Genomic DNA, 24551 nt, shown 5'->3' with positions numbered 1-24551 from the left:
GTCGGTGGGAGCACTCCCCCCGGCGCCCCTGAGGTGTTTCCTCCCACCCGCCGCGTGACCAGTGCGGACGGCCCACCCCCACGCTTCCTGCAAGCTCCCTGAACACTCTCTTGCAGCTTCCCCGAGAATCTGCCGGGCTGCTCTGCACATCCGGCGGGACCGGTGTTACGCTCGCACCAGTGATCCTGACATCCACCGAAGTCAGGTCTACTTCAGAGGAGGAACAATGGGTTTCTTGAGCTGGATTCTCATCGGACTTATCGCCGGCGCGATCGCCAAGGCGATCCTGCCGGGCAACCAGGGGGGCGGCTGGATCGCGACGCTGATCATCGGCGTCATCGGCGCACTGCTCGGAGGCTGGATCGGCTCCGCCATGGGCTTCTCCACCAACGACGGTTTCTTCGATCTGGCGACTTGGATCTGGGCCATCATCGGCGCACTGATCGTCCTGGTGATCTGGGGCTTCATCGTCAAGCGCCGCGCCTAGCGGTCGATCGGCAAGATCAGAGGGGCGGTGGCCCGGCGGACTCGTCGGGCCACCGCCCCTCTCGCGTCTCCGGCCGCTCCCGGTCGCTCCCGGTCACTCCGGGCCACGGCGCCGCGGCGGCACTACAGTGAAGCCCATGGCGTGGACGAGAACCCGACAGCACTTCCTGGCCCTCGAGCCCGCCCGGCTCTGGCGGATCCTCGCGGATCTCTCCCGCCTGCCGGAGTGGAACCCGGCCGTGGCGGCGATGACGCCCACCGACGGCCGGACGGGCCCGACCCGCGCCGGCGACGAGTACCGCTTCATCCCCCGGCCGCCGCTGGCCGGCGGGATCATCGGGGCCGTCCACGCGCGCACGGCCCCGCCCGTCCGGGTCACGGAGTCCGAGCCGGGCGCGGCTCTCGCCTGGCGACAGGCGCAGCCCGGCGGTGGGATGCTGGTCCGCTGGACGCTGCGCGAGCACGACGGCGGCACCGTCCTCCAGCAGCGCGTCTCCGCCGACGGCCCGATCGCCGTGGCGGCCGCCGGTGCCGCGGCGGGACCGATCGCCGCGGACTTCGCGCAGAACGCCGCGCGCCTCTACACCCTGGCCGGCGCCGCCCCCGCCGACGACGGGCTGAAGGCCGTCATCGCGGGCGGCTCCGGATTCCTGGGCCGCCGGCTGGCGGCCGACCTGCTCACCCGGGGGCACGACGTCGTCCTGCTCACCCGGCGGCCCGACCCCTCCGTGCCGTTCCGGCAGACGGCGTGGGACGGCCGCACGGTGGGCGCGTGGGCCCGAGAGCTCGAGGCGCCGCGGCAGCGGGTGGCCGTCGTCAACCTGGCCGGGAGACTGGTGGACGTCCGGCCCACCCAGAGGAACATCGCGGAGCTGCGCCGCTCCCGGGTCGAACCCACACGTGCGCTGGTGGAGGCCAGCCGGCAACACCCGGTGGACACCTGGATCCAGGGGAGCACCACGGCGATCTACGGGGACGCCGGCGAGACGCGCCTGACCGAGTCCTCGCCGCTCCCCATCCGAACGGACGGCTCCGGTCTGGGCGCCGCCTCCGCTCCACGGGCCCTGGAGCAGATGACCGGCGTCGCGGCCCCGTGGGAGGAGGCGGCGGTCGGTGCAGCAGCCGACACCCTCCATACCCTGCGCACGTCGATCGTGCTCGATCGCGGCTGCCCGGCCTTCGATCGCCTGGCCCTGCTCGGCCGGGCCGGGCTCGGGCGGATCGGCACGGGGCGCCAGTGGTTCTCGTGGATCCACGTGGACGACTGGCTCGCCGTCGTGCGCGCGGCGCTGGGCCTGACCGACGGCGTCGTGCTCCCGGCCGGCCCGCTCATCGCCGCGGCACCCGAGCCCGTGCGCAACGAGGAGCTGATGGCTCTGCTGCGCACCGGCCTGGCGCCGGGGCCACTGCGGAGTCTCGGGGTCCCGACCCCGGAACCGCTGCTGCGGGTCGGCGCGGCCGCACTGCGGTCCGATCCGGCGCTCGCGCTCACCGGGCGGCATGCGACGTCCCGAGTCCTGGCCGAGGCCGGCTTCCGCTTCGAGCACCCGGCCCTCCCCGGCGCCCTGGAGGAGATCCTCAGCTAGGCCGGCGTCCCCCGCGTGATCAGGCAGTTGCCAGCCCGGCTCCGTATCTTTCCGGGCTGGGCTCGCGTACGCTGGGGGTACTTGACCTTTCAGCTGCGGCTTCTCTCTACCCACCGCGGCGGACTTCAACATCAAGATCGTCTGCGTCGCATACGCCTTCGATTTTCATCTGTTCAGGACGTAACACCGCATGACAAGTACAGCCGTTGCACCCTCCACCCGCTCCGACACCGCCGGCCAGCCGGCACGCTTCCGAGCGACGAGCGACTACTCCCAGCTCCTCAAAGAGGTCCGTGCCGCGGGCCTGCTCGCCAAACGACGGGGCTTCTACCTCTGGCTGCTGGCCGGCCTGACCGCCGCCCTGACGGCCTGCGGGGTCGCGTCGGTGCTCATCGGCCACTCGTGGTTCCAGCTCCTGATCGCCGGCTTCGTCGGCATCCTGCTGACCCAGATCGCCTTCGTGGGCCATGAGGCGGCCCACCGCCAGGTCTTCAAGAGTCACAAGACCAACGAATGGGTCGGGCTCGTGCTCGCGAACCTCGTGGTCGGCCTGTCGTTCGCTTGGTGGAACAACAAGCACAACAAGCACCACGCGAACCCGAACACCATCGGGCACGATCCGGACATCGAGGATCCGGTCGTCGCCTTCACCCCGCAGCAGTTCGCCACGCGCAAGGGACCGCTGCGCTGGATCGCCCAGCGCCAGGGCTACCTGTTCTTCCCGCTGCTCCTGCTCGAGGGCCTGAACCTCCACCGCGATGCGCTGCAGACGGTCTTCGGCCGCAGCGACATCAAGCGCCGGCCGATGGAGATCATCACCCTCATGGTGCGGCTGGTCGCCGTGCCGGCCGTGCTGTTCATCTTCCTGCCGCCGGGCATCGCGTTCGCGGCCTGGGGCGTCCAGCTCGCGGTCTTCGGCTTCTATATGGGCGCGTCCTTCGCGCCGAACCACAAGGGCATGCCCCTGCTCGAGGAGCGCGGGATGCTGGACTTCCTGCAGCGCCAGGTCCTGACCTCGCGCAACGTCCGCGGCGGCTGGTTCAACACCAGCCTCATGGGCGGGCTCAACTACCAGGTGGAGCACCACCTGTTCCCGAGCATGCCGCGCCCGCACCTCGCAGAGGCGCAGCGGATCGTGCAGCGCTTCTGCAACGAGCGCGGGATCCCCTACACCGAGGTCTCGCTGGTCACCTCCTACAAGGCCGTGGTCCAGTACCTGAACCGCGTGGGCCTCGGCGCCCGCGATCCGTTCGAGTGCCCGCTGCAGCAGATGCGCAAGACCGGCTGACCACCGCGGTCACAGCAGCCAGCACAGGAGAGGGACCGGCGTTCGCGCCGGTCCCTCGTGCATTCGCCTCCGGGGCTCGCCGCCCGTCGCCCAGACGGACGCCTTCGGGCCTCGGAGTCGCACCGCTCAACGCGCTTGGGCCGGGACCTGCTCGGGCACCCATAATGGACCGGTGACTTCCTCCGCTCTGCACGTTGCCGCCCCCGCCTTCGGCCTGCTCCTCGACGTCGACGGGCCCATCGCCAGCCCCGTGACGCGCACGGTCGCCATCGACTCGATCGCCCGGGACCTCGCCGCGATGGCCAATCGCGGCATCCCGGTGGTCTTCAACACGGGACGCTCGGACGCGTTCATCGCCGAGCAGGTCGTCCCGCGGCTGCGGGAGTTCGGGCTGCTCCCCGGGACCCCCGTCTTCACCATCAGCGAGAAGGGCGCCGTCTGGGCCGAGGTCTCGCCCGACGGGCTCGGCGAGGTGAGCATCGACGAGGACCTGGCCCTGCCGCCGTCGTTCGGCGCGGAGGTCGCCGACCTGATCCGCGAACGGTTCGCGGACACCATGTTCTTCGACACCACCAAGCGCGCCATGGTCTCCGCCGAGATGAACGTCGGCGTGGGCGCCGAGGAGTACTGGGCCGCGCAGGAGCAGTTCGACGCCGCGATCCCGGGCCTCATCGAGCGGCACGGGCTCACCGGGGTGCGGATCGACCCGACGATCATCTCCACCGACATCGAGTCCGAGCGGCTCGGGAAGGACCTCGGTGCGCGGCGCGCCCTCGAACTACTGGCCGCCCGCGGCGTGGAGCCCCGGTCCTGGTACACCATGGGTGACTCACGCACCGACTACGCGATGGCCGACTGGCTGCACCGCAACGGCCACCCGGTGACCCACGTGGACGTGCGCCCGGCCGACGGCGTCCCCGAGACCGACTACCCGGTCCTCACCCACGACGACGTCGTCCACGACGCCGCCGGCGCGCACTTCCTGACGCTCTGGGCCGCCGACGTCGCCTAACGTCCACTCGGCGCCGAGGGACTTCCCAGCGATCTCCGGGCCGCAGTCCCCTCGAAGCGGCCGGAGGGCTGTGATAGCCATGGAGGTGTGGCGCCCCAGCGGGACATCCCCGCGGCATCCGTCCGGGCGCTCCCTCCGTCGAAAGGAAGCACCACCATGGCATCCGCATCGAACAGCAACGCCAACCCCTCCGGCGACGGGTCCCTGGCCGGCCGCAAGGTCCTGGTCATCAGCACCAACTACGGCACCGAGAGCGACGAGCTCACCAAGCCGATCGAGGCCCTGAGCGAGGCCGGAGCCGACGTGACGGTCGCCGCCGTGGAGGCGGGCCCGATCAAGACCATGAAGAGCGACAAGGACCCCGGCCCCGACGTCCCGGCGGACACGACCCTGGGCGACGTGGCGGCGGCCGAGTACGACGCCGTCGTGGTCCCCGGCGGCACGCTGAACGCGGACCAGCTGCGCGTGAACAGTGACGCGCAGAAGCTGGTCAAGGGATTCGCGCAGGCCGGCAAGCCGGTCGCGGCGATCTGCCACGGGCCGTGGCTGCTGATCGAGTCCGGCCTCGCCTCGGGCCGGCGGCTCACGTCCTACTCCTCGTTGGGCACGGACCTGAAGAACGCCGGAGCCACGTGGGTGGACGAGGAGGTGGTGCTCGACACCTCGGCCGGCTACCCGTTGATCACCTCCCGGAACCCGGGTGATCTGGACGCCTTCAACCACCAGCTCATCGAGCAGCTCTCCGGCGGCGCGTAGACCGGTAGCGACGACAGACGATCCCGGCCGGCACTCGGAGGAGTGCCGGCCGGGATCGTCGGCGCCGGCGTGCGGCGCCTGGCCGGGCCGGGCGTCTGAAGCACCCGCCCCGCCAGTCCGGGTTCCGAGCGTCTACGTGTACGGGCAGAGGTAGGCGACGGTGTCCTCGATGCGGACCGTGAAGGACTCGTTCCCCTCGATCTGGAACGACTCCCCCTCGCCGAAGGTCTTCCACTCCTCCGTGCCGGGCAGCTGCACGTCCCAGGATCCGCGGGTCAGGATCATCCACTCCCGCGTGGGCGCCTCGAACGTCCACTCGCCAGGCTCCATCACCCCGACCGTGAACTTGCCCTGCTCGTTGGCGAACTCGATGCTGCGCACCTTGCCGTCGTAGTACTCGTTCTGCTGGACGATCACGTCTGAATCCCTTCGCTGTACTGCTGGCCTCCGGCCCTGACCCTCGTCATGCTATGGACGCGGGATCGGGGCGCACCAAGGCCCCGGCGTACAAACGGCCACACCCGTTCTGGCCCGCAGGGACAGTCCGAGGAGTAGGCTGACGTGATGCAGGACACAACGTCGGGTGTGACAGTGGGGACGGTCGCCGCGCTCCCCGGCCTCCACCTCGAACTCCACACCGGCGGACTGGGCGTCGAGCGCGCCGTCGAGACGCCGCTGGCAGCCGAGACACCGCCCCCGCCGCGCTGGCTGCACGGGGGCGAGCTGATCCTGACGCGCGGCGCTGCCCTGGGCACGGAGACGGGGGCCTGGGACCAGTTCCTGGGGCACGTCGCCGCGGGCGGCGCTGCGGGCGTCGTCGTCGGTCTCGGCCCGGGAGCCGCCTTCGAGCACGTGCCCGACGTCCTGATCCAGCTCGGGCGCCGGCACGACGTGCCGCTGCTCTCGGCTCCACCATCGACGTCGTTCTCCCGCATCGCCCGCGCCATCACCCAGCAGCGGATCGATGCCGAGCGGTCGGTCCTGGAGGCCGCCTCCTCCCTGCAGGTCCGCCTCCTCGGGATCGTGACGCGCGGCGGGAACATCGACCGCCTGCTGGAGCAGTGGCGGACCTCGACGGGCGAGGAGTCGGCCGTCTTCGACCGCGTCGGGCGCCTGGTCGGCCGCAGCTCCGGCTTTCCGACCCCGCTCGTCGAGACCGCGGCCGCGCACTTGCGGCAGGAGCCTCCCCGCCTCGGCGAGAGCACCGTCTTCGACCTCGGCCGGGGCGAGGGTCCGCGGCCCGATGCGGGCGCCGGGGCCCGCGCCGGCGGCGACGCGACGCTCACGGTCGAACCCTTCGCCGGTGAGACCACGGTCCGCGGCTTCCTCGTCCGCCACGCCTCGACGGCCCCCGCGGCCCGGCTCGCGGTCCCCACCCTGCTCTCCCTGCTGGCGCTGGAGTTCGAGCGGCGCTGGTTCCTCGACGAGCCCACCCGCCGGCGGCGCGCGGCCCAGTTCGCCCGGCTCGTCGAGAACGACGACGCCGCCCGGGCCCGGGCCGTCCTCAAAGCCCTCGGCGTCGACACCCAGGAACTGTGGGGCGTCGTGGTGGAGGCGGAGTCCGCGACGCGCGCCGAGGTGCTCCTCGACGACCTCGCCGTCGTGCTGGGCACACCCCTGCTCCGGCTCCAGGGCCGCCGGGTGGAGGCACTGGCCGTGAACGATCCCGCCCGGGCCCTGGAGGACTTCGGGCTGGAGGGACCGGTGGGGTTCGGCACGCCGGCGATCCCCGCCCACGCCGGGCAGACGCTCCGCCAGGCGCACGCCGCCATGGAGACGAGCCGCCGGGCGGGGCGCCCGGTGCTGTTCACCGACGGGGCGGCCCACGACTTCCTGCTCCATGTGGCGGACAGCGACTATCTGACGGCCTTCGCGGATGCCGTCCTCGGACCGCTGGACCGCGCGGACCACGGGGCCGCACTGCTCAACACCCTGCACCTCTGGCTCTCCGAGGCCCGCTCGATCGACACCACCGCCCGACGGCTCGACGTCCACCGGCACACGGTGCGCAACCGCATCCAACGAGCCACCCAGCTGCTCGGCCGCGACCTCGGCGGCGTCGACGCGCAGACCGAGATCTGGCTCGCGTTGAAGGCCCGCGGCTACCGGGACGACGGGCATCCCGCCGCGCGGCCCGAGCAGCCCGCTCCCGCGACGAGCGGTGCGGGCTGACCGCCGTCGACCGTGGTTGTACGTGGATTCCAACGGGGCCCGCGAGTCTTGTCCACCGCGGCCATCGGCCAGACCCCGACCCGCGGGGATGATCTACATCACAGGAGTCGGATGGATCGGATCCGGCCACAGCCCGCTCGCACCAGGAGGACCACCATGTCGACGAAGACGGCGGCCAAGCCACCCACCCGAGAGGAACGCGCCGTTCTGCGGCGCGTGATCACCGCCAGCGGCCTCGGGACCATGCTCGAGTACTTCGACTACGCCTCGTACAGCTATCTCGCGACGACCCTCGCCGTCGTGTTCTTCGCCCAGCAGGACCACTCCGTAGCGCTCCTGAGCACATTCGCGATCTTCGCCCTGTCGTTTGTCATCCGGCCCCTCGGCGCCCTGCTCTGGGGGACCCTCGGCGACCGGATCGGCCGCAAGCGCGTGCTGGCCACCACCATCCTGCTCATGTCCGGCTCCACGTTCCTGATCGCGTTCATCCCCGGCTACGCCGCCATCGGCATCGCCGCGCCGGCCCTACTCCTCCTGCTGCGGATGACCCAGAGCTTCTCGGCGGCCGGCGAGTACGCCGGCGCCGGCATCTTCATCGCCGAGTACGCGCCCGACCATCGCCGCGGCATCCTCACCAGCGTGGTGCCGATGAGCTCGGCCGCCGGGTTCCTGCTCGCCTCGCTCATGGCGACGGTCCTCTACTCCAGCCTCTCCACCGACTCGATGGAATCGTGGGGCTGGCGGATCCCGTTCCTGATCGCCGGCCCGCTGGGGCTGATCGGCCTGTACCTGCGGTTCCGGCTCGAGGAGACGCCGCACTATCGGCGCCTGATCGAGAAAGAGCAGGAGCGTCGCGCCTCCTCCCTCCCGGAGCGGCGCGAGCCGGCGGCGCGACGCTTCGCGGCTGCACTGCCCGGCATGGGCCGGCTGCTGCTGGTCATGGCGCTCAATGCCGGCGGCTACTACCTGCTGCTCGGCTACGTGCCCACCTATCTCATCGAGGAGGCGGGGATGAGCCAGGCCGACTCGAACCTCGCTTCGACCGTGGCGCTGGTCCTCTACATCGGGATGCTGCCCGCAGCCGCGGCGCTCTCGGACCGGTTCGGACGCCGGCGGACGCTCTTCGCCGCCTCGGCCCTCCTGATCGTGTTCAGCTACCCGCTGATGACGCTGCTCTCCAACGGCGGTCTCCTGGTGGCGGTCGGCGTCCTGCTCCTCTTCCTCGGGATGTTCTCGCTGAACGACGGCGTCTTCCCCGCCTTCTTCGCCGAGACGTTCGCGACCCGCTCGCGCTACCTCGGGTTCTCCCTGCCGTTCAACGTCGGCGCCGTCCTGTTCGGCGGCATCGCCCCCTACACCGCCACGTGGCTCATCGCGCAGACCGGCAACGCCCACTCGCCGGCCTTCTTCCTCATCGGGGTGGCCGTGCTGTCCCTGATCGGCGTGATCCTCTCCCGGGAGACGTCCCAGACGCCGCTGCGCTCCGAGGACTGACCGGCCCGAGGACTTCCCCGCCGGGACTCCCGACCGCTGCGAGCCGCGCCATCGTCCGGATGGCGCGGCTCCGTCGTCGTCGGGGACAATCGGCACCATGATCAAGTGGCTCTCTCTCGGCGCCGCCATCCTCGGCGAGGTCGCGGGGACCCTCGCGCTCCGCGCCGCGGTGGACGAGCGCGGCTGGGCGGCCCTCGCCGTGGCCGGCTACGTCTTCGCGTTCGCCCTGCTCGGCCTGACGCTGCGGGCCGGGATGCCGGTCGGGGTCGCCTATGGCGTCTGGGGCGCGTCCGGGGTCGCGCTCACGGCGGTCGCCGGTGCGCTCCTCTTCGGGGAGGCGCTGGGCCCGACGGCGGTGGCCGGCCTCGTGCTGATCGTCGTCGGTGTCGTGCTGATCGAGTCCGGCTCCCATCCCCGGGGCACCGCGGGTGCGGATGGTGCCGGCCCGGGCGACGGATCCGCCGGCGACCCCACCGACGCGCCCGGCGCGGGGAGGCGGACCGCATGAGCTGGATCTACCTCGCCCTCGCGATCGGCTGCGAACTGTTCGCGACCCTGAGCCTGCGCGCGTCGGACGGCCTGCGGAGACGGCGCTGGCTGGTCCCCGTCGTCGTCGGCTACGCGGGGGCCTTCGCCCTGCTCGGGATGGCGCTACAGGCCGGCATGGCGGTCGGCGTCGCCTACGCGATCTGGGCGGCGACCGGCATCGCGCTCGTCGCGCTCCTGGCCCGAGCCATCTGGAACGAGCCGCTGACCCGGCGCATGATCCTCGGGATCGTCCTCGTGATCGCCGGCGTCGTCCTGGTGGAGACCGGCGCCCACTGACACACTCCCACCCGTGCGCTACCGGTTCGTCGTCGACGCCGCCACGCTCCAGCCCGCCGCCGCTACTCCGGCTCCCGCCGTGCCAGGCCCGCGACCACGCGTACGCCGCCGTAGGCGAGCACGATCAGCCCGGCCGCGACGAGCAGCCAGCCCCCGGCCCAGACGAACGCGCCGGCGCCGAAGCCCGCGCTGCCGAGATGACGGACGACGATGACGAAGTCCGCGACACCGCCGGGGCTGCCCGTGGCCGACATCATGACGAACCCGGCGAGCGCGGCTACAGGGCCGGCGATCAGCGGCCACAGCGGCCCCGATCTGCGGCGCCGGCGGGGGTCGTCCGACGCATCGCGCCCGGTTCCGGCGCGCCTGGCCGCGGTGGGTCCCCGGCCGACGTCGGGTTCCCGGTCGACGGCGGTTCCCCGGGCGACGACGGGTTCCCGGGCGGCGGGATCGGGGCCGCGGAGAGCCGCCCGCAGTCGAAGGAGCGCCACGCGGGCCACCGGGTAGGCCATCACCAGGAGTCCACCCGCGAACATCGCCCAGCCGAGGATCCAGACGCCCCAGTCGAGGTAGAACCCCGAATCCAGCATGAGCCCGATGCGGCGGGTGAGATCCTCGAGGCCACCCAGTCCCTCGGTCACGGCCATCAGGATCAGCCCCACGACGCAGACGGCCAGGCCGATGCAGACGAAGGCGACGGCGTTGCTGCGGGTCCGGCCATCGGCGATCCGCTCCAGGTGCGAGCCAGCGGCCACCAGGCCGGGCCGTCGAATCGAGAGGATCGGCAGGACGATCACGATGAAGACGAAGAGCGCGCCCAGCATGCCGCCGATCCATCCGCCCAGGCCGACCAGCACGATCTGCAGTCCGAGGCCGCCGTCCCACCAGGAGTGGTAGCCGGGGTACCCGGCGACGGCGGCGCGGTTCGCCGGCACGGACCAGGCGACGATCAGGAACACGACATTGAGGAGCACGAGCGGGACGGCGGCCAGAGCGCCGGTGAGGAGGAAGCGCGCGGAGAGTGCCTGCGCGGACGGCCCCGGGCGCCAGGCCGAGGAGACGAGCGCCCCGCCGGCCAGAGCCGCCGGGGCGAGCATGAACATCGCTCCCCACAGGCGCTCGCCGTCGCCGTCGTGGAAGGAGTCCCAGGTCCCCCAGGCCGCCAACGCGAACAGCAGCACCGACACGGCGGCCCACCGTGTCGCGTAGAGGGTCCGCCAGAGGTTCGCCACCGGTGACGCGCCCCGCCCGCCGGCCGCGTTCGTCGTCTGCATGCGCCCATTCTGCCGCGCCCGCGCCACCATGCCGAGGGAGGCAGTCGACGACGATGTTCCCCCAGACGTCGTTCACCAACCTGTCACCGCGCGCTGGTACGTTCCGGACATGATGAGGACTCCCGCAGCCCGAAACCAACGGGCGACAGACGGCGCGGCCGACGGCGTCACGGCTGACGGCGCCCTGGACGGCGGCTCCGCCGCCGAGGAACTGGCGAATCGTCCAGGGTTCGACGAGCAGTTCCTCGGCGAGCGCCTGCCGATCCCGGCGCTCGACGGCGTCGAGACCACCGTCCTGCCGTACACGCACTTCTCCGTGTCGATGCGGCCGGACCGGCGCCTCGCGGCCGTGACGGCGCTCGGGATCGACGGCGCCAAGATGTTCGGCCTCGGCCGATCCGGCATCGACTGGCGGCTCGACCCGCGACTGCCCGGAGACCAGCAGGCCGGCCCGGAGCTCTACGCCCGGAACGACCTGGACCGTGGGCACCTGGTGCGGCGGGCCTCCGCCGTCTGGGGTGACTCCCGGGCCGAAGCCGCCCGCGCGAACGAGGACACTTTCTTCTACACGAACGCCGCCCCGCAGGCCGCCGCCTACAACCAGAGCCTCGAGCTGTGGCTCGGGCTGGAGACCTACCTGCTGCGGAACGCCGCCGACCACGGGCGGCGGATCGTGGTGTTCACCGGTCCCGTGTTCGGCGACCGCGACCCGGTGTACCGGGGCGTGGGGATCCCGCTCCAGTACTTCAAGGTCGCCGCCTTCCTCCACCGGGGCGAGCTCGCGGCCACCGGCTACGTCGTCGACCAGACCCCGCAGCTCGCGGACGTCCCGGGGGTGCCGCGGCCGGGCGCGGTGGGCGAGGCACCGCCGCTGGGGCCGTTCCGCACCTTCCAGGTGCCGATCACGGACATCGCCGCCCGGACGGGCCTGGATCTCGCCCGGCTCGTCGCCGCGGACCGCCTGCCCGCTGCGGTCGGGACCCGCGCCGCGGGCGTGCCGGCGACGTGGCGCGAGCTCGACGGAGCGGGGTCCCTCCGGCTCGACGGCGTACGGCTCGTCGGGGCCGAGACGCCCTGACCGTTCCGGCCTGTCTGGTCCCTCACAACCCCGGGCCGGGCGGAGGGGGCCGGAGTATCGTGCGGAGCAGACACCTCTCGAGGGAAGGGACATCATGGTCACGGTTGCAGAGAACATGGTCGGCACGCTGCGCGCGAATGGCGTCGAACGCATCTACGGGCTCCCCGGTGACTCGCTCAACGGGCTGACGGACGCGTTGCGCAAGGACGGCAGCATCCGCTGGGTCAATGTCCGGCACGAGGAGTCCGCCGCCTTCGCGGCGTCGGCCGAGGCGCAGATGACGGGCGAGCTCACGGTCTGCGCGGGCTCGTGCGGGCCCGGGAACCTGCACTTGATCAACGGGCTCTACGACGCCCACCGCTCCCGCGTCCCGGTGCTGGCGATCGCGGCGCACATCCCCACCCCGGAGATCGGCTCGAATTACTTCCAGGAGACGCATCCGCAGGAGATCTTCCGCGAGTGCAGCGTGTACGCGGAGTACGTGGCGCACCCGTCGCAGATGCCGCGCATGATGGAGATCGCCCTGCGCACGGCCATCGAGCGGCGCGGGGTGGCGGTCCTCGTGATCCCGGGGGATGTCGCCCTCGCCGAGGCCCAGTCCGATCGGACCACGGTGATCACGCAGGCGGGTCCCGTCGTCGTGCCCTCCGACGACGAACTGGACCGGGCCGCGGAGCTCCTCAACCGCCGCGGCAGGACGACGATCCTCGCCGGCGCCGGTGTCGCCGGCGCGCACGCCGAGCTGCTCGCTGTGGCGGACCGGCTCGGTGCCCCGATCGTGCACGCGCTGCGCGGCAAGGAGCACGTCGAGTACGACAACCCGTACGACGTCGGTATGACCGGGCTGCTCGGATTCTCATCCGGCTACCGGGCGATGGAGAACGCGGACACCCTGCTGATGGTCGGGACGGACTTCCCCTACCAGCAGTTCTTCCCCGAGGACGCGACGACCCTCCAGATCGACCTGCGCGGGGAGCAGCTGGGACGCCGGCACCCACTGGATCTCGGCCTGGTCGGCGACAGCCGGGCGACCCTCGCGGCGCTGCTGCCGCGGCTGGCGGAGGCCCGGAGCCGCAAGCATCTGGAAGACTCGCGGCGCCACTACGCCAAGACACGGGAGCGGCTGGACGACCTCGCCGTGCCGAGCCGCGGCAAGGCCGACATCCACCCCCAGTACCTGGCCCGGCTCCTCGACGAGAAGGCGGCCGACGACGCCGTGTTCCTGCCCGACGTCGGCTCCCCCGTGGTGTGGGCGGCCCGCTACCTGACGATGAACGGGCGGCGGCGGCTCATCGGATCCTTCAGCCACGGTTCGATGGCCAACGCGCTGCCGCAGGCGATGGGCGTGCAGGCGACTGAACCCGGCCGCCAGGTGGTCGCTCTCTCCGGCGACGGCGGACTGAGCATGCTCATGGGCGAGCTGTCCACGCTGGTGCAGGAGAAGCTGCCCGTGAAGGTGGTGGTCTTCAACAACTCGTCACTGAACTTCGTGGAGCTGGAGATGAAGGCCGCCGGATTCGTCACGTACGGGACCGACCTGGCCAGCCCGAACTTCGGCGACGTCGCGCAGGCGCTGGGGCTCTGGGGCCGGCGGGTCGAGTCCTCCAAGGAGCTGCCGAAGGCGGTCGACGAGTTCCTCGCAGTCGACGGTCCCGCGGTGCTCGACGTGCGGACCGAACGGCAGGAGCTGTCCATGCCGCCCTCGATCACCGCCGAGCAGGTCAAGGGGTTCACCCTGTACGCGGTGCGCACGGTGATGTCCGGGCGCGGCGATGAGCTCCTAGAGCTCGCCAAGACCAACCTGCGCCAGCTCTTCTAGGCTGCGGCCCCTCTCCCCGGCGGTCCGCCGAGACCCACCGAGGCTAGACTGAGGAACGGAATCGCCAGCGGGACGACCCGCCGGCGGACGTCAGAGCGGGGACGGCCCCGCAGGAAATCGTGTATCGCCTGTGCGCATCGCATCGACCCTCCACACCGTCCTGACCGCTCCCGCCCTCGCAAGCCTGGGGCTGGGCTGGGCCGCCTACGCGGCCACGCTCCTCGCCCATCCGCTGCTCGAGGGCCCCCTGGCCGCTCCCCCCTTGGTGTCCGTCCTGGTCGCCATCGTCCTCGTGATCGTCGTCTGCGCCTTCGGCGTCGTCGCGCAGGCCGAGCACCTCGCCCACCGCCTCGGAGACCCGTACGGCACGCTCGTGCTGACGCTGTCGATCGTGCTGATCGAGGTCATCCTCATCTCCGCGATCATGCTCGGCCCGGGCGAGCACGCGACGATCGCCCGCGACTCCGTCATGGCGGTGTCGATGATCATCCTCAACCTCGTCGTCGGTGCCGCCCTGCTGGTGGGCGGCCTGCGCCACGGCGGCCTCCGCGCGAACACCACGGGCGTCTCCGCCTACCTGTCCGTCCTCGTGGTCCTCACGGCGGTCGCCTTCGCCGTGCCCGGCCTCATCGGGCGCGACGGCGCGTACACCCCGGGCCAGGCGGTGCCGATCGCCGCGGTCACCGTGGTCCTCTACGCGTTCTTCCTCCATCGACAGATGGGCGCGCAGCGCGCCGACTTCCAGGAGCCGGGCCCGGCCGGCGACGGCCCGACGGCGGTGCCGCCGTCGGAGGGCACGACGGCGGGCGGTCCGGGTACGCACGGGTCCGTCGCCACCGTGTCGTCCGCCACGCCGACATCCATGGCCTCCGTGCTCGCCGAGCACCGGACGGAGCTGCTCGCGCGGACGGCGGTGCTGGTGCTGACCGTGGTGCCGATCGTGCTGCTCTCCCACGACATGGCCGCGCTCCTCGACGAGGTGCTGTACCGCGCCGGCGCCCCGGTGGCGTTGTCCGGCCTCCTGATCGCCCTGATCGTCTTCCTGCCGGAGACCATCACCACCCTCCGGGCCGCGCAGTCGGCGGAGATGCAGCGGGTGAGCAACCTCTGCCACGGCGCGCTCGTCTCCACGGTCGGCCTGACGATCCCCGCCGTGCTGGTCATCGGCCTGCTGACCGGGCAAACGGTCACGCTGGCGGAGAGCCCCACCAATCTGGTCCTCCTCGGGACGAGCCTGCTGCTCACGGTCGCGACGTTCTCCGGACAACGCGCGACGGCGCTGCACGGAGCGAGCCACCTGCTGCTGTTCGTGGTCTACGGGCTCACCGTCTTCGCGTAGCCGGCGGCTGCCAGCGCTCGACCGGGACGAGCTCGACGTCCAGCCGTCCGCCGTCCACGGTGGCCCGCATCATGGTGCAGACGGGCTGTCGGCGCCGGTCCGTCGGCGACCCCGGGTTGAGCAGGCGCAGGCCGCCGGGCGTGGTCGTGTCCCAGGGGATGTGCGAGTGGCCGAAGACGAGGACGTCGACCCCGGGGAACGCCGCGTCCATGCGCTCCTCGCGCTTCCCGGCCGGCCCGGTCTCATGGACCATCGCGAACCGGAGGTCCTCGACGGTGAAGCGCGCGACCTCCGGCAGCCGGGCCCGCAGCTCGGGGCCGTCGTTGTTCCCGTACACGCCATGGATCCGGCGGGAGCGGGACTCGAGGAGATCCAGGGTGGCCGCGTCCACCCAGTCCCCCGCGTGCACGACGACGTCGGCGGCGTCCACCGCCCGGAGAACGTCGTCGCTGAGCCGCCTGGCGCGCGCGGGGAGGTGGGTGTCAGCGAGGAGGAGCAGCGTGGTGGTCATCCGTCGGCCGAACCGCTCCTCACGCCGAGATCCTCCGCGTGCCCGCTGATGATCCTCGCCAGGTCGATGTCGCGGCTGGTGATGCCGCCGACGTCGTGGCTGGAGAGCGTCACGCCGACCTCGGGGTAGGTGAGCGTGAGGTCCGGGTGGTGATTGGCGTCCTCGGCCGAGGCGCCGATGCGGTTCACCAGCTCCAGCCCGGTCGCGAACTTCTTCGTCAGGAATCGCGCCGTGAGGGTCTCCTCGACCTGCTGCCAGTCGGCCAGCCCGGCATCGGCGATCTCGGAGGGGGACAGCTTTCGCTTCGAATCACTCATGCAGCCATGGTGGACCTGACGAGGCCCTGCGGGCTAGCCCGTCCGACGGGCCGGACGACTTGCGGGTGCACGGACTGCGCTGGAACGGGAGAGGGCCCGCACGCAAGAAGGCCCGGACCGAAGTCCGGGCCTTCCATTCATTCGGTGGAGGTAAGGGGATTCGAACCCCTGACCTTCTGCATGCCATGCAGACGCGCTACCAACTGCGCCATACCCCCGAGGGAATGCGTCCATCGCCTGAGCGGTGAACCGAGTAAAGACTATACAGCATCCGGGCGGGCGCCTCATAATCGGCGCCCGCTCCACGGGCTCCGGACTCGCGCGGCGCCCCGTTAGCCCTGGTGCGCTCACGCCCACCCTGCTGCGCCGTCGTCGTGCTCTTCCCAAACGGCGGCTCCTGGCAGAGACTGAGCGCAGGGCGGGACGGCCCCGGCGGCAATCGGCCGGACCGCCTCCCGACCCGCCCTCCTCGGCCGGTGCCGACTCGCGAGAGCGCGCCGCCGCACGTTCCGACGAAAGGCTCCTCCCATGACGATCGGCTTGACCCCCTACCTCCAGTTCCCGGGGACGGCACGCGAGGCCCTGGACTTCTACCACGCGGTGCTCGGCGGCGAGCTGGACACCAGCACCTACGCCGAGGGCATGGGCGAGGAAGGCGAGACGAAGGACCTCATCATGCACGGCTCGCTCTACGTGGACCGCGGCACGCACATCATGGCCTCCGACCTGCCGCCCGGCATGGAGGGCAACGGATTCGGCACCATGGCGCTCAGCTCCAGCGGCGACAGCACCGAGGAGAACGGGCGTCTGGAGCAGTGGTGGGAGGGGCTGTCCGACGGCGCCACGGTCAACCTGCCGCTCGAGACCGCGCCCTGGGGTGACAAGTTCGGTCAGCTCACCGACCGCTTCGGGGTCAGCTGGATGTTCAACATCGCCGCGTCGGCCTCGTAAGCCCCGGCCCGGCGACTCGGGCGCTCGCGGGAGGCCAACCGCTCTCCCCTGCGCCGGCCCGCGGCGGCGCGGTCGCGCGGTTACGCCGACGTCGTCCGCGCCGCCGGGGCGCTCGCCACGGCGGCCCCGCCCGCCGATGCCGTCCCGTCGGCGGGCGAGGAGGTGCGGCGGCGGTGCAGCCACCCCGCGAACAGCGCGAGGGCCAGACCCATCAGCGCCAGGATGGTTCCGGCGTAGGCCGGCGCCTGGTAGCCCAGCCCCGCGCGGATAACCTCTGCGCCGAGGGCGGCTCCGAGGGCGTTGGCCACGTTGAGCGACGAATGGTTCAGCGACGACGCGAGCGACTGCGCGCGCGGCGCCGAGTCCATGAGGAGCGACTGCAGCCCGGGGGCGAGGAGCGAGCCGACGCCGCCCATGATGAACACGAAGACCATGGCGAGCCACGGGATCGGCGAGACCAGGCCGAACGTCGTCATGACGATGGCCATGGAACCCAGGGAGATGTAGAGGCTGCCGAAGACCGACCAGTCGGCCAGGCGACCGCCGACGAGGTTGCCGGCCACCATGCCGAGCCCGTAGAGACCCAGGACCACGGGCACGACGGTGATCGGCAGTCCGGTGACGTCAGTCAGGATCGGGCTGATGTACGAGTAGACGGCGAAGAACCCGCCGAAGCCGACGACGCCCGTGAGCATGGCGACCCACACGCCCCCGCTCTTGAGCGCCGAGAGCTCTGCACGGATGCTGGCCTCGGCGTGGGAGGGCCTGAAGGGCACGTTGACCTTGATGAGGATCCACGTCAGCACGCCGATGATGCCGACCGCCACGAACATCGACCGCCACCCGAGCCACTGCCCGATCCAGGTGAGTGCCGGGACGCCGACCACGTTGGCCGCCGCGAGGCCGAGGAAGATCCATGCGATGGCCCGCCCCCGCATGGTGGGCGGCACCAGCGTCGCCGCCAGGATCGCGGCGAGGCCGAAGTAGGCCCCGTGCGGGAGGCCGGACAGGAACCGGGTGAGCACCATGACCTCGTAGGTCGGCGCGAAGAAGGACGACACGTTCGCGATGGTGAAGAACCCCATCAGCCACAGGACCATCGTCTTCTTCGGCACCCGCGCCCCGAGTGCGGTCAGCGTCGGGGCACCGACGACCACGCCCAGGGCGTAGGCGGTGATGAGCAGGCCCATGTCCTCGTTCCGGACGCCGAGGTCCACCGCGCCTTCCTGGAGGAGGCCCATGATCGTGAACTCGGTGGCGCCGATGCCGAATCCGCCCATGGCGAGGGCGACGACGGCGACGAGCAGCCGGCGCCCGGTCAGGAGCGACGTGGCTGTCTGCGGTGTGGCAGGAGTCTGCATCGGTACTTTCTGCGGTGGGGAGCGGTGCAACGGGTGGAGCAACGGTGTGTTCAACCAGCTGCCGGCGCTGCTTCTTCCCCATTGTCTCGCACGCCACAGGGGATGGGCAGCGGCCTGGGCAAACGTTTGGTGTTATCCACAGCACGTCGGCAGCCTCGTCGGCACAGACCGCCGCAGTGGCAGGATGGAGCCATCCCGCTCCCGACGTCTCCGGAGGAACCATGCCCGACGCTACCCTGCCGCACCAGTCGGTCGAGAGCGATCCCGTCGCGGACACGGGCCTCGTCGTGGGGGCGGACGGCCTGGCCCGCCCGGCCTGGGCGTCGCGCGACCCGCTCCTGCGGGACTACTACGACACGGAGTGGGGCCTGCCGGTCCGCGACGAGCAGGGCGTGTACGAGCGGCTGACCCTGGAGGCGTTCCAGTCCGGGCTCTCCTGGGCGACGATCCTGCGCAAGCGGCCGGCGTTCCGTGAGGCGTTCGCGGGATTCGATCCCGACGCGGTGGCCGCGTTCGGGGCGGAGGACGTCGACCGGCTCCTGCAGGACGAACGCATCGTGCGCAACCGTCGGAAGATCGAGGCGGCGATCACGAACGCGCGGGCAACCATCGCGCTCCGAGCGGACGGCGGGCTGGCGGCCTTCGTCTGGTCCTTCCAGCCGGAGACGACGCCGGAGCCACGCACGTGGCTCGAGGTGCCGTCCCGCTCGGAGGAGTCGGTCGCGCTGTCGAAGGCCCTGAAGAAGCGGGGATTCAGCTTCGTCGGCCCCACCACGATGTTCGCCCTGATGGAGGCCATCGGGATCGTCGACACGCACCTGGTGGGCAGCCATCGCCGCGGCTCCAGCGGCGTCTGGGCCTGACGGGATGGTTTGCCCCTGCAGCTCGAGGGGTCTGCACCCGAGGCCGTCCGCGGTCAGCGGCCGACGCCCCGCGGGCCCTGCAACGACCGTGCTGGGCCCGAGAGGACTACCGTTCCGGCTGGCCGGCCCAGATACCGCGGATGTGCCGCAGATGCGCCGTCATGATCTCTGCGGCCCGGGACGCTTCCCCGGCCTCGATCACGTCCAGCAGTTCGGTGTGCTCCCGGGTCGAGTCGAGGAAGTGGGAGGTGCCGGCGACCTTGTCCAGGCCGAAGAGCCGGCTCTGGTCCCTGAGGTTGCCCACGATCTCGACGAGCTTCCCGTTGCCGAGTGCCGCCAGGAGACTGAGATGGAAGTCGCGGTCCGCCCGGAGGAACTGCTCCCACTGTCCGGCCTCGGCATGGGTCTGAGTCTCGCGTGCTCTCCGGCGCAGGTCCTCGAAGGACTCGACGAGGCGTCGTTCGGCGATCTCCCGGACGGCCGGGACCTCGAGCAGAGTGCGCACGTGGACGATCTCATCCAGTTCGTCCTCCGAGAGTGTCCGCACCAGGAATCCCCGGTTGCGGCGCATCTCCAGGAGCCCCTCTTTCGCGAGGTCATGCACCGCCTCCCGGACGGGGGTGATGGAGACTCCGAGCCGCTCCGCGATGCTGCCGATGGAGTGGAGCTCGCCGGGCGCCAGCAGTCCTGAGACGATTTGCGCACGGATGATGTCGATGGCCTGCTGCCGGTAGCTCTGCCGGGCGACGGTGCGGCCGTCCGACTCGTCCCGCGCGGCCCCGAGTGTCCTCTCCATGATCCCCAGCCTACTGGTTCGAGGTCTAATACCTCAGGTTACTGCCCAGGGGGTGCTCCAGGTCTTCTGTCCTCGAGCCGCTCCCCAACCGGGTCAGGCGGCCAGGCGGTCCTTGCAGTCGGGGCAGACGCCCCAGTAGAGGACCTCGGCCTCGTCGATCTCGAAGCCGTGGTGGTGGGACGGGGCGAGGCAGGGGGCCTCGCCGACGGCGCAGTCGACGTCGGCAATGTTCCCGCAGGACCGGCACACCACGTGGTGGTGGTTGTCGCCGACGCGGGCCTCGTAGCGGGCGTTGTGACCGTGCGGCTGGATGCGCCGGATGGCGCCGAGGCGGGTCAGGAGCCGCAGCGAGTCGTAGACCGCCTGATGGGAGACGGCGGGGTGCTCCTGCCGCACGGCCTCGATGATCGTGTCCGTGTCGGCGTGTGGATTCCCGGCGACGGCGGAGAGCACTGCGCGGCGCGGCCGCGTCACCCGCAGGGACGCGTCGCGGAGCACTCGCTCGAGATCCACCGTTTCAGTCACGGGTAACAGTCTGCCCGGTCTCTTGAAATAGTCAAGATAAGAGGCGGGAGTGTAGGCGACGACACACCGCTCGCGAGGCGCGTCAGACGGGGCGGTCGTCGATGAGTCGAGCCGCGCCGTCGTACTCGACGGCGGTCCGGATTCGATCCCGCATGCGCTGCGGCATCTCGGGCAGATCACCCAGGGGGAACCAGTCGGCCGCGGTGGACTCGTCGTCGGCCGGGCGCGGCTCCCCGTCGAGGTGGCGGCAGAGGAACGTGTGGTCGAGGTACTGCGCCCGGTCGCCATTGACATGGACGACCTCCGGGGAGACGCCGACGGCGGCGAGCCCGACGACGTCGCACCGCACCGCGGCCTCCTCCTCCACCTCGCGGACGGCCGCGACGGCGGGGTGCTCGCCCGGGTCGACGATCCCGGTGACGGGCGTCCACGCACCGGTGTCCGATCGCCGGACCAGGAGCACCCGGTCCTGCCGGACGACGACGGCGGTGACGCCGATGAGCCAGAGCGGATCGTGTCCGATGTGCTCGCGGAGGCGGAGGACGAAGTCGGGAACGGGCATGCGGCCAGACTAGCGCTGCAGCGACCGCGGTGCCCGGACCGATTCTGATCCGAGGTCCCGGAAATGTTGTACTGATCCTTCGACGCGTTCGACGCACCCATCGAGACGATGGGGCGGAGCGGCCGCAGCAACGGCCGGTTCGCAGCAGTTCCCCGACGAGGAGGTCCCCGTGAAGAAGTTCGACCGACGCCCCCTGGCCCTGGCCGCCACCGCTCTGCTGCTGGGGCTGACGGCCTGCGGGTCCGGTGACAGCGGCCAGAGCGCAGGCAGCGACGCGGGCGTTTCGGCACCGGCGCCCGGGACAGAGAATGCCACCGCCGAGTCGGAGTCCGCGGACGAGACCTCAGACGCGGCCGACAGCGGAGATCGGGAGATCGCCGTCGAGGCCGTCGGCGACGGGCCCATCGGACTGACGGCCACCGAGCCGGCCGAGAACGCCGAGGACGTGTCCGGACGCCTGATCACGGGCCCGGGCGGCTGCTTCGCCCTGGTCGACGACGGGGAGCCGCAGCTGCTGCTGTTCCCGGACGACGCGGAGTTCGTCCTCCGCGACGGTCAGCCGTCGGTGACCACGGCCGCGCTCGGCACGGCGAGGGTCGGCGATCCGTTCGAGTCCTCCGCCGAGCCCGTCGCGCTCGAGGACACCACCGGCATCCCGGATCGCTGCGCCCACGGGGAGGCGACCGAGGCGCTCCTGCTCGCCGAGTAGTCCGAACCCCTCACCGAGCAGTCCGAGCCGGGGCCGGCACTCTGTCCTGACGGGCAGTCGAACTCCCGGCGAACCACCGGCCGGAGCGGCACGTCAGTCGGGCAGGCCCGAATTGTCGCCCCCGGCGGCGAGGCCGGCCTCGATCTTCCGGCGGTGGGCCGCCTCCCAGTCGTCAAGGCGCTGCGACTCCTCACCGGCCTCGCGCTCGGCGGCGGCGTCGAGCAGCTCGACGGCCCGGTGCCCCTCGACCACCACGATGCCCTCCTCGTCGGCCACGACGACGTCGCCGGTGCGCACCCGGACTCCCCCGACGGCCGCCTCACCGGACGGGACGACGTCGTGCTTGGTCCCCGGTTTCGGGAACACGCCGCGAGCGAAGACGGGGAACCCCGCGTCGCGGGCCTCCTGGAGGTCGCGGATGTTGCCGTCGATGACGAAGGCCGCGATGCCGCGGCGCTGAGCGACCGCGCAGACGTTACCGCCGGCGACGGCGAGCGGCGATCCGCCGGAGTCGACGACGATCACCGAGCCCGGCTCGGCACGGTAGATCGCCGCATGCATCATCAGGTTGTCGCCCGGGGCGCAACGCACCGCGTAGGCGGGGCCGATCACCCGCGGCATACCCGGCCAGAGCGGGCGGATCCCGGGATCCATGACGCGGTCGACGTCGACCAGGTCGGCGACGGAGGTGGGCGAGACATCGGGCAGCGGCACCCGCGCGAGGTCCGGCTGCGTCTGGGTCGGCACGGAGTCCGGAGGCGACTGGTTCTGCGTCATACCGCTAGCAAATCACGCGCGGGATGGTCCGGACAGCAGAAGACTCCGCCGGCCTCCTGACCTGCAGGAAACCGACGGAGTCGGGATGTGGAGCTTAGGGGAATCGAACCCCTGACCTTTTCATTGCGAACGAAACGCTCTACCAACTGAGCTAAAGCCCCGTACCGACCGCTGCGAGTCGGACGAAAGCTAGATTAGCCCCGGAACAGGCCTCGGCCCAAATTCTGGCGTCGCCCCCGCCGCAGCGCCCACGTGGCGCGGCCTACTCGGCCGGCTGCTCCGACTTGTGCTTCTCCGCGGCCTCACGGGAGGCGGCGTACTGGCGCTCCACGTACGCCTCGAACTCCGAGCGCTCCACGCGCCACAGGCCGCGCCCGCCGATCTGGATGGCCGGCAGCTCGCCGGAGCGCACCAGCCCGCGGACCACGGGCATGTTGACGTTGAGCTCCTCGGCCACGTCTTCGAGTCGCATGAATCGCATACACATGAATTTACAGCCATCAAACGCTCTCATCCATCCCACGCGGCCACCTGTGGACGGACAACCGTCACGACCGCCACGAACGGCCCTGCGGCGCAATACTTTGAGCCCCTCACGCGGCAGCGCCTACCGTTAGAGCACACCCGATCCTGACGAGGAATCCCATGTCAACGCAGCGCTACCAACTCGACGCCACGGACAAGCGCATCCTGCTGGCGCTCGACGAGGATCCTCGCGTGCCCACGCTCATGCTCTCCCAGCAGCTCGGCCTCGCGCGCGGCACGGTCCAATCCCGGCTGGAGAAGCTCGCCGCCGCCGGGGTGCTGCTGGAGAACAGCATCCGGGTCTCCCCCGCAGCCCTGGGCCACCCGGTCTCGGCGTCCGTCGACGCGCAGGTGGAGCAGTCCCAGCTGGACGACGCCGTCGCGGCCCTCGCCGAGATACCGGAGGTCCTCGAGTGCCTGGCCCCGGCCGGCGACACGGACCTGCGGATCAGGATCGTCGCCCGCGACAGCGACCATCTCTACCGCGTGTCCGAGCAGATCCGACTGTGCCCCGGCATCGAGCGCACGTCCACCACCATGTTCCTGCGCCAGCTCATCCCGTTCCGGACCCGCGGCCTGCTCCAGGACTGACGCCCGGATCGACGGCGCTCCCTCGGTGCACCCGGGCCCGCTGACGCGGCGGAAGGATCAGAAGCCGACAGTCACCTCGGAGAGGGGCACGTCGGAGACGGTCACCGCCCACCAGTAGACGGCCCCCATCAACACCGTGCTGGCCGCGACCCACACGCCGGTCAGCTTCAGCAGGAACCTCGCCTCCTCGCGCCGCACCGGCGCGCGGTCGTTCCGGAAGTCGTCCACTCCGCGGACCAGGCGCGCGATCGGCGTCGCCGGCCCGCCGCCGTCGGTGGGCTGCGCGACGACGGGGAGCGTGTCCGCCCCGTCCGTCCCGTCGGTCCCGCCCAGGAGGCGCGGTGCGCCGCCGCGGTCCGCATCGCCGTCGTACCCACTCCCGGCATCCCGCCCCGGGACGCGGATCTCGTCGCCGGCCGCCGCCAGGGCGCGCCGCCGTGCCGGGGCGAGGAACGTGTTCGGCGCGTAGTCGGTGGACCCGTCGGCGAGCAGCGCGATGGTGACGTCGAAGTCGCGGCTGCGGAAGAAGCCCACCGCGCACTCGCCGTGGCGGGCCAGCAGGACGTCGACGGCGACGCCGTGACCGGCATCCCGCCGGGCCGCCTCGGCGGAGACGAACCGGGTGCGGGGCATCCGGACGCGGGAAGGGCGCACCGAGGACGTGCGGGACGCTCGGGTGCCCTCTGGCTGGGCGGAGGAGGAGGAAGTCACGGTCAGATCATAGGTTCGCCGACGGCGGAATTGGGCGGGGAGTTGCCGATTTCACGGTCCCCTGTGACCGGGGGCGCTCGCACGGCCTCCGGAGTGCTAGGTGTTCTGTCCTTGGAGGTTGGGTACGCGGTCTGCCGGTGAGGCGCCTGCGAGTGCGGTGTGGCCGCGGTGGTGATTGTAGTGGTGTAGCCAGTCCTGGAAGGCGGCGACGCGTTCGGCTTCG

Annotated in this window: 27 protein-coding genes, 2 tRNA genes and 1 pseudogene; 16 read left to right on the top strand and 14 right to left on the bottom strand. The window is 71.5% G+C overall.

Features of this window, described 5'->3' with window-relative positions:
* Positions 1–226: 226 nt before the first annotated feature.
* The 5 genes from RIN46_RS13375 (at position 227) to RIN46_RS13355 (ending at position 5128) form a co-directional block, all read left to right on the top strand.
* Positions 227–487: a GlsB/YeaQ/YmgE family stress response membrane protein gene (locus RIN46_RS13375; protein WP_309082400.1), complete on the top strand. Its 261-nt coding sequence runs from the start codon at positions 227–229 to the stop codon at positions 485–487.
* A 136-nt stretch (positions 488–623) separates the two neighbouring features.
* Positions 624–2072 (top strand): DUF1731 domain-containing protein, encoded by a 1449-nt coding sequence (locus tag RIN46_RS13370; protein ID WP_309082401.1) that lies wholly within the window; start codon positions 624–626, stop codon positions 2070–2072.
* Between the two features lie 190 nt (positions 2073–2262).
* Entirely contained in the window at positions 2263–3360 is a 1098-nt protein-coding gene (locus tag RIN46_RS13365) for an acyl-CoA desaturase (RefSeq protein WP_309082402.1), read from the top strand.
* Positions 3361–3532: 172 nt separating this feature from the next.
* On the top strand, positions 3533–4372 hold the full coding sequence (locus tag RIN46_RS13360) for a hypothetical protein (RefSeq protein ID WP_309082403.1): 840 nt from the start codon (positions 3533–3535) through the stop codon (positions 4370–4372).
* A gap of 156 nt (positions 4373–4528) precedes the next feature.
* Positions 4529–5128: a type 1 glutamine amidotransferase domain-containing protein gene (locus RIN46_RS13355; RefSeq protein WP_309082404.1), complete on the top strand. Its 600-nt coding sequence runs from the start codon at positions 4529–4531 to the stop codon at positions 5126–5128.
* A 132-nt stretch (positions 5129–5260) separates the two neighbouring features.
* On the opposite strand, the gene RIN46_RS13350 is transcribed toward RIN46_RS13355, so the two are convergent.
* Positions 5261–5545 (bottom strand): pyrimidine/purine nucleoside phosphorylase, encoded by a 285-nt coding sequence (locus RIN46_RS13350; protein WP_309082405.1) that lies wholly within the window; start codon positions 5543–5545, stop codon positions 5261–5263.
* A 147-nt stretch (positions 5546–5692) separates the two neighbouring features.
* Between RIN46_RS13350 and RIN46_RS13345 the strand changes: the two genes are divergently transcribed.
* The 4 genes from RIN46_RS13345 (at position 5693) to RIN46_RS13330 (ending at position 9619) form a co-directional block, all read left to right on the top strand.
* Positions 5693–7300: a PucR family transcriptional regulator ligand-binding domain-containing protein gene (locus tag RIN46_RS13345; protein ID WP_309082406.1), complete on the top strand. Its 1608-nt coding sequence runs from the start codon at positions 5693–5695 to the stop codon at positions 7298–7300.
* A gap of 156 nt (positions 7301–7456) precedes the next feature.
* Positions 7457–8794 carry an MFS transporter gene (locus RIN46_RS13340; protein ID WP_309082407.1) on the top strand — a complete coding sequence of 446 codons (1338 nt, stop codon included), beginning with the start codon at positions 7457–7459 and terminating at the stop codon, positions 8792–8794.
* 97 nt (positions 8795–8891) lie between these two features.
* Entirely contained in the window at positions 8892–9302 is a 411-nt protein-coding gene (locus RIN46_RS13335; protein WP_309082408.1) for an SMR family transporter, read from the top strand.
* Positions 9299–9619, top strand: a complete 321-nt coding sequence (locus tag RIN46_RS13330; RefSeq protein ID WP_309082409.1) for a multidrug efflux SMR transporter — start codon at positions 9299–9301, stop codon at positions 9617–9619. The genes RIN46_RS13335 and RIN46_RS13330 overlap by 4 nt, the downstream gene beginning before the upstream one ends.
* 62 nt (positions 9620–9681) lie before the next feature.
* Here the strand turns inward: RIN46_RS13330 and RIN46_RS13325 are convergent, their stop codons facing one another.
* The gene (locus RIN46_RS13325) at positions 9682–10893 is read right to left on the bottom strand and encodes a hypothetical protein (RefSeq protein WP_309082410.1); all 1212 of its coding nucleotides are present in this window, start codon (positions 10891–10893) and stop codon (positions 9682–9684) included.
* A gap of 109 nt (positions 10894–11002) precedes the next feature.
* On the opposite strand from RIN46_RS13325, the gene RIN46_RS13320 reads away from it, so the two are divergent.
* The 3 genes from RIN46_RS13320 to RIN46_RS13310 all read left to right on the top strand — a co-directional run bounded on the left by RIN46_RS13320 (position 11003) and on the right by RIN46_RS13310 (position 15129).
* Positions 11003–11971: a DNA/RNA non-specific endonuclease gene (locus RIN46_RS13320; RefSeq protein ID WP_309082411.1), complete on the top strand. Its 969-nt coding sequence runs from the start codon at positions 11003–11005 to the stop codon at positions 11969–11971.
* A 94-nt stretch (positions 11972–12065) separates the two neighbouring features.
* Positions 12066–13790: a ubiquinone-dependent pyruvate dehydrogenase gene (gene poxB / locus RIN46_RS13315; RefSeq protein WP_309082412.1), complete on the top strand. Its 1725-nt coding sequence runs from the start codon at positions 12066–12068 to the stop codon at positions 13788–13790.
* A gap of 136 nt (positions 13791–13926) precedes the next feature.
* Entirely contained in the window at positions 13927–15129 is a 1203-nt protein-coding gene (locus RIN46_RS13310; RefSeq protein ID WP_309082428.1) for a calcium:proton antiporter, read from the top strand.
* On the opposite strand, the gene RIN46_RS13305 is transcribed toward RIN46_RS13310, so the two are convergent.
* The 3 genes from RIN46_RS13305 to RIN46_RS13295 form a co-directional block, all read right to left on the bottom strand.
* Positions 15113–15640 carry a metallophosphoesterase gene (locus RIN46_RS13305; protein ID WP_309082413.1) on the bottom strand — a complete coding sequence of 176 codons (528 nt, stop codon included), beginning with the start codon at positions 15638–15640 and terminating at the stop codon, positions 15113–15115. The genes RIN46_RS13310 and RIN46_RS13305 overlap by 17 nt on opposite strands.
* Positions 15637–15957, bottom strand: a complete 321-nt coding sequence (locus RIN46_RS13300; RefSeq protein ID WP_309082414.1) for a 4a-hydroxytetrahydrobiopterin dehydratase — start codon at positions 15955–15957, stop codon at positions 15637–15639. Before RIN46_RS13300 ends, RIN46_RS13305 begins: the two co-directional genes overlap by 4 nt.
* Positions 15958–16102: 145 nt before the next feature.
* Positions 16103–16175: transfer RNA gene (locus tag RIN46_RS13295), tRNA-Ala, on the bottom strand.
* A 310-nt stretch (positions 16176–16485) separates the two neighbouring features.
* On the opposite strand from RIN46_RS13295, the gene RIN46_RS13290 reads away from it, so the two are divergent.
* On the top strand, positions 16486–16908 hold the full coding sequence (locus RIN46_RS13290; RefSeq protein ID WP_309082415.1) for a VOC family protein: 423 nt from the start codon (positions 16486–16488) through the stop codon (positions 16906–16908).
* An 80-nt stretch (positions 16909–16988) separates the two neighbouring features.
* Here RIN46_RS13290 and RIN46_RS13285 read toward each other — a convergent pair whose 3' ends face one another.
* A complete protein-coding gene (locus RIN46_RS13285; protein WP_309082416.1) occupies positions 16989–18269 on the bottom strand; it encodes an MFS transporter in 1281 nt (426 codons plus the stop codon).
* Between the two features lie 221 nt (positions 18270–18490).
* On the opposite strand from RIN46_RS13285, the gene RIN46_RS13280 reads away from it, so the two are divergent.
* On the top strand, positions 18491–19132 hold the full coding sequence (locus RIN46_RS13280) for a DNA-3-methyladenine glycosylase I (protein WP_309082417.1): 642 nt from the start codon (positions 18491–18493) through the stop codon (positions 19130–19132).
* A gap of 106 nt (positions 19133–19238) precedes the next feature.
* Here RIN46_RS13280 and RIN46_RS13275 read toward each other — a convergent pair whose 3' ends face one another.
* From RIN46_RS13275 to RIN46_RS13265, 3 genes are all read right to left on the bottom strand, one after another.
* Positions 19239–19928, bottom strand: a complete 690-nt coding sequence (locus RIN46_RS13275) for a GntR family transcriptional regulator (RefSeq protein WP_309082418.1) — start codon at positions 19926–19928, stop codon at positions 19239–19241.
* 93 nt (positions 19929–20021) lie between these two features.
* Positions 20022–20453: a Fur family transcriptional regulator gene (locus RIN46_RS13270; protein WP_309082419.1), complete on the bottom strand. Its 432-nt coding sequence runs from the start codon at positions 20451–20453 to the stop codon at positions 20022–20024.
* An 82-nt stretch (positions 20454–20535) separates the two neighbouring features.
* A complete protein-coding gene (locus RIN46_RS13265) occupies positions 20536–21015 on the bottom strand; it encodes an NUDIX domain-containing protein (RefSeq protein ID WP_309082420.1) in 480 nt (159 codons plus the stop codon).
* A 169-nt stretch (positions 21016–21184) separates the two neighbouring features.
* On the opposite strand from RIN46_RS13265, the gene RIN46_RS13260 reads away from it, so the two are divergent.
* Positions 21185–21724: a hypothetical protein gene (locus tag RIN46_RS13260; RefSeq protein ID WP_309082421.1), complete on the top strand. Its 540-nt coding sequence runs from the start codon at positions 21185–21187 to the stop codon at positions 21722–21724.
* A gap of 93 nt (positions 21725–21817) precedes the next feature.
* Here the strand turns inward: RIN46_RS13260 and RIN46_RS13255 are convergent, their stop codons facing one another.
* The 3 genes from RIN46_RS13255 to RIN46_RS13245 all read right to left on the bottom strand — a co-directional run bounded on the left by RIN46_RS13255 (position 21818) and on the right by RIN46_RS13245 (position 22982).
* The gene (locus tag RIN46_RS13255; protein ID WP_309082422.1) at positions 21818–22501 is read right to left on the bottom strand and encodes an RraA family protein; all 684 of its coding nucleotides are present in this window, start codon (positions 22499–22501) and stop codon (positions 21818–21820) included.
* Positions 22502–22589: 88 nt separating this feature from the next.
* Positions 22590–22662: transfer RNA gene (locus RIN46_RS13250), tRNA-Ala, on the bottom strand.
* A 101-nt stretch (positions 22663–22763) separates the two neighbouring features.
* Positions 22764–22982 carry a helix-turn-helix domain-containing protein gene (locus RIN46_RS13245; RefSeq protein WP_375141900.1) on the bottom strand — a complete coding sequence of 73 codons (219 nt, stop codon included), beginning with the start codon at positions 22980–22982 and terminating at the stop codon, positions 22764–22766.
* 164 nt (positions 22983–23146) lie between these two features.
* Between RIN46_RS13245 and RIN46_RS13240 the strand changes: the two genes are divergently transcribed.
* Positions 23147–23617, top strand: coding sequence for an Lrp/AsnC family transcriptional regulator (locus RIN46_RS13240; protein ID WP_309082424.1), 471 nt, complete (start codon positions 23147–23149; stop codon positions 23615–23617).
* Positions 23618–23674: 57 nt separating this feature from the next.
* On the opposite strand, the gene RIN46_RS13235 is transcribed toward RIN46_RS13240, so the two are convergent.
* Entirely contained in the window at positions 23675–24328 is a 654-nt protein-coding gene (locus RIN46_RS13235) for a hypothetical protein (RefSeq protein WP_309082425.1), read from the bottom strand.
* A gap of 96 nt (positions 24329–24424) precedes the next feature.
* A pseudogene (locus RIN46_RS13230) lies at positions 24425–24551 on the bottom strand (IS481 family transposase); the annotation flags it as partial.

Origin of the sequence: Zhihengliuella sp. (assembly GCF_031178195.1) — a bacterium.
Classification (GTDB): Bacteria; Actinomycetota; Actinomycetes; order Actinomycetales; family Micrococcaceae; genus Zhihengliuella.
This window is presented reverse-complemented; position numbering and strand designations above follow the sequence as displayed.

What these genes read in the sequence shown, in the direction of transcription:
- RIN46_RS13330 (WP_309082409.1), top strand. Translation starts at nt 9,299, where the DNA reads ATGAGCTGGATCTACCTCGCCCTCGCGATCGGCTGCGAACTGTTCGCG.
- poxB (WP_309082412.1), top strand. Translation starts at nt 12,066, where the DNA reads ATGGTCACGGTTGCAGAGAACATGGTCGGCACGCTGCGCGCGAATGGC.
- RIN46_RS13345 (WP_309082406.1), top strand. Translation starts at nt 5,693, where the DNA reads ATGCAGGACACAACGTCGGGTGTGACAGTGGGGACGGTCGCCGCGCTC.
- RIN46_RS13335 (WP_309082408.1), top strand. Translation starts at nt 8,892, where the DNA reads ATGATCAAGTGGCTCTCTCTCGGCGCCGCCATCCTCGGCGAGGTCGCG.
- RIN46_RS13290 (WP_309082415.1), top strand. Translation starts at nt 16,486, where the DNA reads ATGACGATCGGCTTGACCCCCTACCTCCAGTTCCCGGGGACGGCACGC.
- RIN46_RS13320 (WP_309082411.1), top strand. Translation starts at nt 11,003, where the DNA reads ATGATGAGGACTCCCGCAGCCCGAAACCAACGGGCGACAGACGGCGCG.
- RIN46_RS13340 (WP_309082407.1), top strand. Translation starts at nt 7,457, where the DNA reads ATGTCGACGAAGACGGCGGCCAAGCCACCCACCCGAGAGGAACGCGCC.
- RIN46_RS13375 (WP_309082400.1), top strand. Translation starts at nt 227, where the DNA reads ATGGGTTTCTTGAGCTGGATTCTCATCGGACTTATCGCCGGCGCGATC.
- RIN46_RS13325 (WP_309082410.1), bottom strand. Translation starts at nt 10,893, where the DNA reads ATGCAGACGACGAACGCGGCCGGCGGGCGGGGCGCGTCACCGGTGGCG.
- RIN46_RS13245 (WP_375141900.1), bottom strand. Translation starts at nt 22,982, where the DNA reads ATGCGATTCATGCGACTCGAAGACGTGGCCGAGGAGCTCAACGTCAAC.
- RIN46_RS13285 (WP_309082416.1), bottom strand. Translation starts at nt 18,269, where the DNA reads ATGCAGACTCCTGCCACACCGCAGACAGCCACGTCGCTCCTGACCGGG.
- RIN46_RS13240 (WP_309082424.1), top strand. Translation starts at nt 23,147, where the DNA reads ATGTCAACGCAGCGCTACCAACTCGACGCCACGGACAAGCGCATCCTG.
- RIN46_RS13255 (WP_309082422.1), bottom strand. Translation starts at nt 22,501, where the DNA reads ATGACGCAGAACCAGTCGCCTCCGGACTCCGTGCCGACCCAGACGCAG.
- RIN46_RS13305 (WP_309082413.1), bottom strand. Translation starts at nt 15,640, where the DNA reads ATGACCACCACGCTGCTCCTCCTCGCTGACACCCACCTCCCCGCGCGC.
- RIN46_RS13275 (WP_309082418.1), bottom strand. Translation starts at nt 19,928, where the DNA reads ATGGAGAGGACACTCGGGGCCGCGCGGGACGAGTCGGACGGCCGCACC.
- RIN46_RS13280 (WP_309082417.1), top strand. Translation starts at nt 18,491, where the DNA reads ATGCCCGACGCTACCCTGCCGCACCAGTCGGTCGAGAGCGATCCCGTC.
- RIN46_RS13365 (WP_309082402.1), top strand. Translation starts at nt 2,263, where the DNA reads ATGACAAGTACAGCCGTTGCACCCTCCACCCGCTCCGACACCGCCGGC.
- RIN46_RS13265 (WP_309082420.1), bottom strand. Translation starts at nt 21,015, where the DNA reads ATGCCCGTTCCCGACTTCGTCCTCCGCCTCCGCGAGCACATCGGACAC.
- RIN46_RS13300 (WP_309082414.1), bottom strand. Translation starts at nt 15,957, where the DNA reads ATGAGTGATTCGAAGCGAAAGCTGTCCCCCTCCGAGATCGCCGATGCC.
- RIN46_RS13355 (WP_309082404.1), top strand. Translation starts at nt 4,529, where the DNA reads ATGGCATCCGCATCGAACAGCAACGCCAACCCCTCCGGCGACGGGTCC.
- RIN46_RS13370 (WP_309082401.1), top strand. Translation starts at nt 624, where the DNA reads ATGGCGTGGACGAGAACCCGACAGCACTTCCTGGCCCTCGAGCCCGCC.